Annotated in this window: 15 protein-coding genes; 10 read left to right on the top strand and 5 right to left on the bottom strand. The window is 31.4% G+C overall.

The window, feature by feature from the left end; all coding sequences use genetic code 11:
* On the bottom strand, nucleotides 1-460 hold a 460-nt coding region (locus B8965_RS03635; RefSeq protein WP_084052501.1), incomplete at its 3' end, for a helix-turn-helix domain-containing protein.
* A gap of 179 nt (nucleotides 461-639) precedes the next feature.
* On the opposite strand from B8965_RS03635, the gene B8965_RS03630 reads away from it, so the two are divergent.
* From B8965_RS03630 to B8965_RS12575, 5 genes are all read left to right on the top strand, one after another.
* Nucleotides 640-1,146: a sigma-70 family RNA polymerase sigma factor gene (locus tag B8965_RS03630; RefSeq protein ID WP_084052500.1), complete on the top strand. Its 507-nt coding sequence runs from the start codon at nucleotides 640-642 to the stop codon at nucleotides 1,144-1,146.
* A gap of 51 nt (nucleotides 1,147-1,197) precedes the next feature.
* Nucleotides 1,198-2,052 carry an anti-sigma-V factor RsiV gene (gene rsiV, locus B8965_RS03625; RefSeq protein ID WP_479723337.1) on the top strand — a complete coding sequence of 285 codons (855 nt, stop codon included), beginning with the start codon at nucleotides 1,198-1,200 and terminating at the stop codon, nucleotides 2,050-2,052.
* Between the two features lie 144 nt (nucleotides 2,053-2,196).
* A complete protein-coding gene (locus B8965_RS03620; RefSeq protein ID WP_084052498.1) occupies nucleotides 2,197-2,517 on the top strand; it encodes a PadR family transcriptional regulator in 321 nt (106 codons plus the stop codon).
* Nucleotides 2,510-3,160, top strand: a complete 651-nt coding sequence (locus B8965_RS12580) for a DUF2812 domain-containing protein (protein ID WP_200805868.1) — start codon at nucleotides 2,510-2,512, stop codon at nucleotides 3,158-3,160. Before B8965_RS03620 ends, B8965_RS12580 begins: the two co-directional genes overlap by 8 nt.
* A gap of 8 nt (nucleotides 3,161-3,168) precedes the next feature.
* A complete protein-coding gene (locus tag B8965_RS12575; RefSeq protein WP_200805867.1) occupies nucleotides 3,169-3,705 on the top strand; it encodes a hypothetical protein in 537 nt (178 codons plus the stop codon).
* A 140-nt stretch (nucleotides 3,706-3,845) separates the two neighbouring features.
* Here the strand turns inward: B8965_RS12575 and B8965_RS03610 are convergent, their stop codons facing one another.
* Nucleotides 3,846-4,148: a nucleotidyltransferase family protein gene (locus B8965_RS03610; protein WP_084052497.1), complete on the bottom strand. Its 303-nt coding sequence runs from the start codon at nucleotides 4,146-4,148 to the stop codon at nucleotides 3,846-3,848.
* Nucleotides 4,145-4,546, bottom strand: a complete 402-nt coding sequence (locus tag B8965_RS03605; RefSeq protein WP_084052496.1) for a nucleotidyltransferase substrate binding protein — start codon at nucleotides 4,544-4,546, stop codon at nucleotides 4,145-4,147. Before B8965_RS03605 ends, B8965_RS03610 begins: the two co-directional genes overlap by 4 nt.
* Before the next feature lie 198 nt (nucleotides 4,547-4,744).
* Between B8965_RS03605 and B8965_RS03600 the strand changes: the two genes are divergently transcribed.
* From B8965_RS03600 to B8965_RS03590, 3 genes are all read left to right on the top strand, one after another.
* Nucleotides 4,745-5,107, top strand: a complete 363-nt coding sequence (locus B8965_RS03600) for a BlaI/MecI/CopY family transcriptional regulator (RefSeq protein ID WP_084052495.1) — start codon at nucleotides 4,745-4,747, stop codon at nucleotides 5,105-5,107.
* Nucleotides 5,100-6,551: a M56 family metallopeptidase gene (locus B8965_RS03595; RefSeq protein ID WP_084052494.1), complete on the top strand. Its 1,452-nt coding sequence runs from the start codon at nucleotides 5,100-5,102 to the stop codon at nucleotides 6,549-6,551. The genes B8965_RS03600 and B8965_RS03595 overlap by 8 nt, the downstream gene beginning before the upstream one ends.
* Before the next feature lie 81 nt (nucleotides 6,552-6,632).
* Nucleotides 6,633-6,932 carry a cupin domain-containing protein gene (locus tag B8965_RS03590; RefSeq protein ID WP_084052493.1) on the top strand — a complete coding sequence of 100 codons (300 nt, stop codon included), beginning with the start codon at nucleotides 6,633-6,635 and terminating at the stop codon, nucleotides 6,930-6,932.
* Between the two features lie 83 nt (nucleotides 6,933-7,015).
* On the opposite strand, the gene B8965_RS12425 is transcribed toward B8965_RS03590, so the two are convergent.
* Nucleotides 7,016-7,168, bottom strand: coding sequence for a hypothetical protein (locus tag B8965_RS12425; protein ID WP_159446258.1), 153 nt, complete (start codon nucleotides 7,166-7,168; stop codon nucleotides 7,016-7,018).
* 248 nt (nucleotides 7,169-7,416) lie between these two features.
* Between B8965_RS12425 and B8965_RS03585 the strand changes: the two genes are divergently transcribed.
* Entirely contained in the window at nucleotides 7,417-7,605 is a 189-nt protein-coding gene (locus B8965_RS03585; protein ID WP_084052492.1) for a hypothetical protein, read from the top strand.
* Here B8965_RS03585 and B8965_RS03580 read toward each other — a convergent pair.
* A complete protein-coding gene (locus tag B8965_RS03580) occupies nucleotides 7,583-8,869 on the bottom strand; it encodes a uracil-xanthine permease family protein (protein WP_084052491.1) in 1,287 nt (428 codons plus the stop codon). The genes B8965_RS03585 and B8965_RS03580 overlap by 23 nt on opposite strands.
* A gap of 165 nt (nucleotides 8,870-9,034) precedes the next feature.
* On the opposite strand from B8965_RS03580, the gene B8965_RS03575 reads away from it, so the two are divergent.
* The gene (locus B8965_RS03575) at nucleotides 9,035-9,949 is read left to right on the top strand and encodes a DMT family transporter (protein WP_084052490.1); all 915 of its coding nucleotides are present in this window, start codon (nucleotides 9,035-9,037) and stop codon (nucleotides 9,947-9,949) included.
* Nucleotides 9,950-9,965: the final 16 nt, after the last annotated feature.

Below are 9,965 nucleotides of genomic sequence, written 5' to 3'. Positions count from 1 at the left end.
GTTCAGCTTCAAGCTGTTTAACATGCTCAGTGCTTGTATCAACAGGAGCTGAATCATCTTGGCGTTGTATATTAACAGCCTTACCTGATGAATTCATTTTAGCCCTTCTCCCACGTTTCTTATCTCTTAAGGCATCAGGACCAGCCGCTCTATAATCATTTACCCACCTAGCGATAAGAGCATTATTATTAATCCCTATCGAAAGAGCCAGTTCCTGATAAGATACCTCACTTGTTAAATAAGACTCTACCACACCAAGCTTAAATTCAAAAGAATAAGCTTCGTTCTTTCTTGAACGTTTTAATCCATCATCACCAAGTTCTTCGTAGTAATGTACCCAATTGAGAACTTGTCTTCTGTTTTTTACTCCATATTTTTCTGCTAAAAAAGTATAACCTCCTTCGCCACGTAAATATGCATCTACAACTTTCTTTTTAAACTCATAACTGTATGCAGCCATAAAAATACCGACCTCCAATTGTTAGATTTTTGGTCTAACTTTTGGGGGTCGGTACAAATTTAAGGGTGTCCTTTTTGTGTTAATATTTATTTAAAACTTTTTATCAGACCTTTGCGTCTATAAAGTATAGAACGAAATAGATACGTATCTAAATTAAGGGTAAGGAGAGTTTCGTACGAATGGTAAAAAAAGATCTAAAACAAGATATTGCTGATCATGTGGTTACCTATAAAGAATCGCATTATAGATTAGCTTATAGTTATGTGAAAAATGTAGAGGATGCTTTAGATATTGTACAGGAATCTATCTATAAGGCCTTTTCAGCAAGTGGTTCTTTACAGGAGCCAGGCTATATAAAAACCTGGTTTTATAGAATTATAGTTAATACCTCTCTGGATTTTTTACGTAAAAAGAAAAAAATAGTGATATTAGATAATGAGATATTAACCAATTTAGATCTAGGAGAAGCAGATAATTATGAAGATTTTGATTTAAAGGTAGCTTTAGACAGTTTAGCTGAACCTTATCGAACAATTATTATTCTTCGGTATTTTGAAGATTTAAAAATTGAAGAGATTGCAGAGGTTTTAGATGAAAATGTAAATACAATTAAAACCAGGTTATATAAGGGATTAGAAAAATTGCGAATCAAAATGAATGATGACAACCTATATGAGGAGGCTTAAATATGGATAATAAAAATTTAAAAAACTAAAAAAGAGTATCAAGAGACACCTATTCCAACTGAATTAGATTTTAGAGTAAAAAAAGCAATCAAGGAGAGTGGAGTAAAAATGAAATCAAGAAAAAATGGATTTTCTAAAGGAGTAACAGTAGCTGCTTCTACTGCTTTAATTTTCGGACTATTAACTGTAGGGGTTAATACTAGTCCAGTGTTAGCACAAAATTTAGGTGAAGCACCTGTAGTAGGTAAAATAGTAAAGGTGCTTACTTTTAGAGAATACAAAATTGATGAAGAAAAATTTGCAGCAGATATTAAGGTTCCTGAAATCAAAGGCTTAGAAAATAAAGATTTAGAAAACGGTTTAAATGAAAAGTATTTAGAAGAAAATAAAAAATTATATGCAGATTTCATTAAAGAAATGGAGGATTTAAAAAAGCAAAATGGAGGAAATATTGCGGTAGATAGCGGATATGAAGTAAAGACCGATAATGAAAAGATATTTTCAGTAAGTCGCTATATTACTCAAATAGCAGCTTCAGCAACTACAACTTTAAATCATGACACCATAGATAAACAAAAGCAAATTTTACTTACATTACCAAGCTTATTTAAAGATGAAGGATATGTAGAGGTAATTAGTAAGAATATTATAAGTCAAATGAGAGATCAGATGAAAAAAGATGAAGGTAAAGTATATTGGACTAAAGAGCAAGTAGATGAATCTTTAGATATGGATTATTTTAAAAAGATTAAAAAGGACCAAGATTTTTACATTAACCCTGAGGGTAAATTGGTTATTTCCTTTAATGAATACGAAGTAGCCCCAGGGTATATGGGTACTGTAGAATTTGTAATTCCAACAAAGGCAATCCAGGATGTTTTAGTTGGTAATGAATATATAAAATAAGAATTGTAAACAGAGTAATGACACTTTAAGTAAGTGTCATTACTCTGTTTTTTATTGACAGTACATATAGAATAATTTACTATTATGCTATACGATATATCGTGTTGCATAATTACGTAGAACATAATAGAGAGGATGTTTGTCATGGCATATAATGGTGGTCCAATGACCGAGGCAATGTATTATGTACTTTTAGCCCTAATGAATCCGAGTCATGGCTATCAATTAATGCAGTCAATTACGGAAGTTTCTAAAGGTAGGTTGCAGATGGGACCAGGTACGCTTTATGGAGTACTGACCCGTATGCAAAAAGATGAATTGATTGAATTAGCTGAAAATGATGGCAGAAGAAAGGTTTATGCTATTACTAAAGAGGGTGAAGAAGCTCTGAAAATAGAATATAATCGTTTACTATCACTCGTTCAAGATGGAATAATTTTAAAAGAAGGTGATGAAAATGAGTAAAATTATTAGAAAATTACGTCCCCGTGATTATTGGCGTATAGGGGAGCATGAAAGCTGGTTTACGGATTTAGCAGCTGAAGGACTTCACCTTACAGAAATGGGTTTAATATTTGCTAAATTTACAAAAGGAGAACCTAAAAAAACAAGATATAGGATTGAAATTGTAAAAAATAAAGAAATAACCGCTGAACAAAAAGGATTATATGTAGAGAGCGGATGGGATTATGTTACTAGATATGGAAACTTTAATGTATTTTCTTCTCCTGCAGAATTAAAGGCACCTGAAATTCACACAGATCCAGTGGAGCAATCTTATACCTTACAGGAATTAGATAAAAAATTCAAAACTAATGCCATTATAAGTGTTGTAGGTACACTGATAAGTTTGGCTCTTGTTTCTTCAATTTGGTTTATTGATGCAACTCCCGTTTTAGATTTAGTAGAAGGATATATTATTTCGCAAATTGTTTTAATAATTGCACTGTTATATGGATCTTATGAAACTTTACAGGCGGCAAAGTCAATTCGTATTTTACGTAATACTTTATTAGAAGGTAAACCCATTAACCATCATGCTCCCTGGCAAAAGGGTCGTGGGATAAGTCTTATAATTACCGTGATGTTTTTTGGTTTTTTATTTTAACGAGTATCATGCCTTGGATCCAAATAGCTTCGCATAAAACTTATAATTTACCCGAGGAGACACCTAATTTACCTTTTGTGAGGTTAGCTGATGTTGAGCAAAATCCTAAGATGATTAAAGTGCATCGTTATTATGAAGATGATATTGATTTTTATAATAAATATAGGTCGGAGTGGAGTTTTTTTGCCCCTGTACAATATGAAACGGATGAAAGTGGTAAGGTTCCAGGAGAAATGTGGCTAGATGGGAGCGGAGAATATTCTCCTAGTATTACTTCCCAGGTTTATCAACTAAGGTATGAATTTTTAACAGAAGGTCTTATTTCTGATTTAATTAAAAGATATGGCGCGTGGTATGATGGTGGTGAGTTTAAGGAAATAGAACATCCAGATTTAGATCTGCTAATTGTACATGAAAGAGAAGCAGCTGTAGAAATATTCGCAGGAAAAGGTAAAGGTGTAATTTATCTAAGATATTATGGATTTGCCGAGCAAGAGAAAATAATTGAAAATATCGCGCAAAAAATATTTTTACCTTCATGGTAAAATGACTTAAAACAGGGAATGGCCTTTACATAAAGATAATTCCCTGTTCTTGTATAGAGAACAAACTTATTAATGAGGAAATTTATATGAAAAGGTAAATTTATTGTTTTAGTTTAACCAACTTAATTCTTTGTGGAAACTTAAGGATAAAAGCCTTTAGCAAATGTATCAACATGTTCTTTAAGTTCTTTTGAGTCTAAAGTTTCATAATGAATAACATCAAAATAATAGGGTAATGATAATTCTTCGTTTAATTTTATACTTAAAAGATTAATTATTTCAGTTGTAACTTCAGGACCAAATACTACTAAATCTATATCAGAGCCATTTTTGTAATTTCCTAAAGCTCTGCTGCCAAAAACAGAAGCTTTTTTTATTTCTGCAAATTCCCTTAGTGTACTAATTATAATTGATAATGTGTCCCCTGAAATTCCAAATTTCATAACTTAGCCTCTAAAACAGTATATACTTCTGTTATGGCTTGATAATATTCATCTTTTATTTTTTCTATAGCTAAATTAAATCGAGCTTCATTATAAGTATGAGCCATCAAGTTTCTTTTTTCAAGCATGTCCATCCAGACTGCACCATTTTGAATTAACTCATAGTGAAAAGCAGCTTTTATTACTTCACGAGGAAAATTGGCAGGAACCCCCTCTGATTCTAAGTAGTCTTTAAGTGTTTTCCATGCCAGCTCAAATGTATATTCAAATCTTTGAATTAATCCTTCTTTTTCTAGAGTGCTTAAGTTTTCAAAATCTGCAATAGCTGAATTAAACTGATTATATGCCTTCTGAAAATTTTGAAAGCGTTGCTTCCATCTAATATTTTTTAGGTTCATAAAAAAGGACACTCCTTTTAATATAATGATTATCTATATTTTAGCATGTAAATAGGAATTAAGGGTTTGATTTTTATAATAAAGAGCTCTTATTTAGGTTGTAATTCTTATTTATTATTACCCTTTTCTTGACACGGGAGGTTTATCGCAGTAAACTTAAATAAAGAGGTTTATTAGACTAAACCAGGGGGTTGCAAGATGGATAAATTAAAGCTTTTTGATGCAGAATACAAATTTTTAGATATTATTTGGGAAGTGGAACCTATAAATTCCACGGAGCTTTCTAAAATAGCCTCACAAAAATTAGGTTGGAAAAAGTCTACTACTTATACGATGATTCGTAAACTATGTGAGAGGGGTATTTTGCAAAATGAAAATGCCACTGTCACTTCGTTAGTTAAAAGAGAAGAAATTCAAAGGCATGAGAGTGAAAATCTTTTAGAAAAAATATTTGATGATTCTTTGCCTGCATTTTTAGCTGCTTTTCTAAAAGATAAGAAAATTTCTGCTAAAGAAGCAAGAGAAATCAAAGAAATGATTGAGGACGCAACCAATGATTAACTTATTTATAGAGATACTTAATATGAGTATACTTGCTAGTTTCGTAGCACTCGTGGTCATGGTTTTAAGGATAGTCTTAAAAAGAGCCCCTAAAATAATTTCATATTCTCTATGGATCGTGGTATTATTTCGCTTAGTTTGTCCGTTTTCTCTTGAAAATAGTTTTAGTTTAAATCTGTTTAGCTCTGAGGTTATTAAGCCAGAGATTATGTATACGCAGAATCCGGAGATTAATAGTAATGTTGGTATAATAGATGAGACGATTAATCAAAGTTTAAATAATTCACTACCACCCGTAAATCCCGCTGCTAGTGTTAACCCTATGGGAATTATTATGGAGGTCTCAACTAAGATTTGGGTTATAGGGATTATAATAATGCTTTGTTATGGAATTTTCACGTATTTACGCGTGAAAAATAAAGTAAAGTTTGCAACTTTAGTGGAGGATAATATTTTTGCAAGTGATCAAATTAAAACACCTTTTATTCTGGGCTTAATAAAACCTAAAATTTATCTACCCCTGGGTATTGATAGTAATGAGCAAGATTTTATTTTAAAACATGAACAAATCCATCTTAAACGCTTGGATCACCTGATAAAACCAATTGCCTTTTTAGTCCTTACTATTCATTGGTTTAATCCCTTAATATGGCTTTCTTTTATTCTTATGAGTAAGGATATGGAAATGTCTTGTGATGAGAGTGTGCTAAAGAGTAGTAATGAAGATATCAGAAAAAATTATGCTAGTTCGCTACTTTCTTTCTCTGTGAAAAAAAGTGGTATTTTAAGCCCCTTGTCCTTTGGAGAGAGCAACGTTAAATCAAGAATTAAAAATATTTTAAATTATGAAAAACCAAGTTTTTGGATACTGATGGTAACAGTTATCTTAGTAGTAATTATTGGGATTGGATTACTTTCTGATGCACCAGTAGGAAAAGAGGATGAAACCGTAACTGTAACTAAGGCTGGGGATTTTTTAAAATATAAAACAAAATATGTAGGGAATAACTCTAAGGTCGGTAATATAATTTCTTTATTAGAATTTCCAGATGATATAAAATATGATTCTTTTAAGTTACAAACAACTAAGCCACCCTATGGAGTGACTATAAACTTTAATACTGATGCAAATACATGTGAAGATTATGCAAAAGGAAAAAATCATTATCTTATCCAAAAAAATGCTTTAATTATGTTTTCTTTAATTGAAAATGTAGATATTGTTGGTTTTGAACTTAGAAGTGAGGAACATACTCATAAACATACAATTCATTATGATAGAATTATTGCAGAGAAAATAATGGGTAGAGATTTACGCCATTTTGCCCAAAGTGAAAAGGAATTTGCTGATTTTTTAAAAAAGGTAAAAGATTTAAAAACATTAGATAACACAAACTCTTTTGTAGGAGGAGTAGATAACCCAGGGCAAGAAAAATCTAATTAAGCATTTAGAAAAGCATGGACAAAAAGGATTAAAATTAAAAGATCATACAGATAAAACCATACCACTTACCTAGGAGGATACATGAACATATACGACTTACCCCAGCTACCTTTAACAGAAGAATTAGTAACTAATTTATTAAAGAATAAAAATGTGCGAGTGGAACGTATTATTTCGGCTGGACAAACTACGGATTGGTACGATCAAGATGAGACGGAATTTGTAATTTTATTACAGGGAAATGCCAGCCTAGAATTTGAAAATAAAGAAGTAAGTTTAAAACAGGGGGAAACAATTTTAATTAATGCTCATGAAAAACATAGAGTAAGCTATACTAGTAGTGAACCACCCTGCATCTGGTTATGTATATTTACTAAATAATTAACTATTAAAAAAGTAGCAGTAAGATGGATAACATCTTGTTGCTACTTTTTTATCCAGAGGAATGATTTTTAATTAAAATCTTAAGTTATTGCTTCATTTAAAAATCCTCCGACAATAGTACCTGCTGAATTAATAAATAAAAACAAAGAGATAATTAAGGCTGCAAACTCAGGATTTACTTGTTTTATTAATAAAATTTGCACGCCAAAGGTTACAAAAGATCTAACAATCATTTCTTTGTTGGCATAAATAAATATTAATGCTGAAAGCCACCGTATGGATAATCATCTAATTTTGTCTTTTCTTTAGTTTCTTCCATCTTTTGAATTTTAAGTTTTAACTTATGTATCTGAGATAAGTACATATAAAAGGCAATTAAAATACCAGCCTTTTCATATTTTATATTTAGAATATATTAGTGAATTTCAAAAAATTGAACATTTTTATTTTTAAATTGTATACTAATAAGGTGGAGTAAAAAATGGAGAGGGGTAAGTACGTGGTAAAAAGATGTTTAACTATGCTCGTTTTGGTTTTAATGTGTTTATTTATTACTGTAACTGCTTATGCTAGTGGAGGAAAGCAGTTAAAAATAGATGAAGTAAAAAGAATAGGACTAGTCACACAAGATTATGAGAGAGAGCAATTTATGCTCTCTCTTTATAGATGATATGTTCCATAATTAAAACACCTAAAAACCCAACTACAAATCCGTTACCTAAAAGTGGTTTTAAAAGGTCAGGAAATAAGTTTAAAGCAGTAGTAGGAATAAAAGAAATAAGAACACTTAATAGTAAAGGAAATCCAATTAATAAGCCTTGTTCTAATTTAAAGTTTTGATTTTTCGCAACTAGCATAAAACCAGCAGCTACTTGTGAGGTTAAAATATAAACTAAAATAGCTCCTATAACTACGGATGAAATGCTACCTAAAATAGTGATAGCACTCGGCATAAAGCCTAAGGTCATAAGGCCAAGAGCGGTAGGAATTAAGGTGAATCTTGATGCAACTCCGGTCGAAGTAATAACCCCAAGACTTAAAGAAAAACTCACTGGGCCAATTACGCCTAAAAATCCAGCCAAGACATTTGAAAGTCCAGTAATTGTAATTCCCCGATCTGTCCTTTTGGTCATTTCATCTGGTTTAAGTACTTCACCCACAGATTGAATTGAACCTAGTTCATTTGTAGCCAAGGCTAAATAGCAGATAAAAAAGGAAATTAGAACACCTGTATCTAGAGAAAAACTGGTTGTAAAGTTACTCCAAAATCCTGCAAATAAATTAGTATTTACTTGTTGATATAGGGGAACAGAAAATAATATGCTGTAAAGAAAATGTCCAATAATCATTGCCCACACAATTAAAGTAGTTTTCCAGATACCAGTTAAAACCTTATTTGTCCAAAACAAGGTGAAGATTAAGACTAAAGCAAATAAAAGATTATGAAAGGGATTTACACTAGCTCCACTTGGAAAAATTAAATTTAAGATTGTAGGAACAAGAGTAAAAGGTATTAATAATAAGATGACTATTACTACATTAGGTGTAAAAAGTTTAATTATAGGTTTGAATAAACCTGTAATACTAAGAACGGCTAGAATAAGTCCACATAAAAAGATAGAAGTATAGATTGTATTAATTGATGACGCTAAACTTGCAATAATTCCTACTAGTAATACAGAAGCAGGGCCCATGATAAGTGGTAGTCTATGGCCCCATAAAATTTGGGCTAAAAGAGAAATACCCATCACAAAAAATATTTTTTGCATATAGATAGTTTGTGCCCCAGGATCATCATAGTGTAATCCTGCAACTAATTTACCAATGATAATTATCATTGGTATAGTTATGACCAGCCATTGTAGGCCAAAAGGTAATAACTCTTTAAAAGGTGGTTTTTCATCTAAGTCGTACTTTAAATGTATTTTACTCATATTATCCTCCTTACATAATTTACATATTAAGTGTAGCATTTTATTGAATAGGAATAAAGTCTATCACGATTTTCATTATTTCAATTTTAGGATATAATGAAAAGACAGTAGAAAATCAGATATTTTTAATCAATAATATAAATTTAGAAATTGTGAGGAGTAAAAATGAGTGCAGAAAGTGCAGCTTTATCATCTGAAAGAAAAAAAGGAACATTTTTAGTTTTAATTGGTGCCACTTTATGGGGGGTATCTGGTAATGTTGCCCAATATCTTTTTACGGAGCATGGTTTTAATGCTGAGTGGCTAACCGTTGTTCGGTTATTATTTTCAGGTTTGATTTTATTAGGACTTGCTTATACAAGAGAAAATAATAATATTTGGGGCATTTGGAAAAGTAAAGAAGATAGTATTGGAATAATAATATTTGCTATTTTTGGAACACTGAGTGTGCAGTATACTTATTTAGCGGCAATTTTACATGGTAATGCAGCTACAGCTACAGTATTACAATATTTAGCACCTGTTTTAATTACTTGTTATTTAGCTATTCGTCTTAAAAGATTTCCAGATAGACCTGTTATAGTAGCATTAATATTAGCCCTTTTAGGTACATTTCTCTTAGTCACCGGGGGGAGTATTGGAAAATTATCAATTACTGGGTTAGCATTATTTTGGGGGTTAGCCTCAGCAGTAGCACTTGCCTTTTATACTTTACAACCTGGAAAACTGCTTGCTAAATGGGGAGCGATGATTGTAGTTGGCTGGGGCATGTTAGTAGGGGGAATAGTTTTTAGCTTTATCTATCCACCATGGAAATTTATAGGTCAGTGGTCTTTATCTTCATTTTTTGCAGTTGCTTTTATTATAATATTTGGAACATTTATAGCCTTTTATTTTTATTTAGAAAGTGTAAAATATCTTGAAGCTTCAAAGGTTAGTTTATTAGCTAGCATAGAACCATTAGCAGCCGCATTTATAGCTGTTATTTGGTTTAAAATAAAATTTGGTCTACCAGAGTGGCTAGGTACATTTTGTATTATAGGAACCATTACGATTTTATCCTGGGTTAAGGAAAAATGATCCAAAACATTTATTC

The organism is Desulfonispora thiosulfatigenes DSM 11270 (genome assembly GCF_900176035.1).
Classification (GTDB): domain Bacteria; phylum Bacillota; class Peptococcia; order Peptococcales; family Desulfonisporaceae; genus Desulfonispora; species Desulfonispora thiosulfatigenes.
This window is presented reverse-complemented; position numbering and strand designations above follow the sequence as displayed.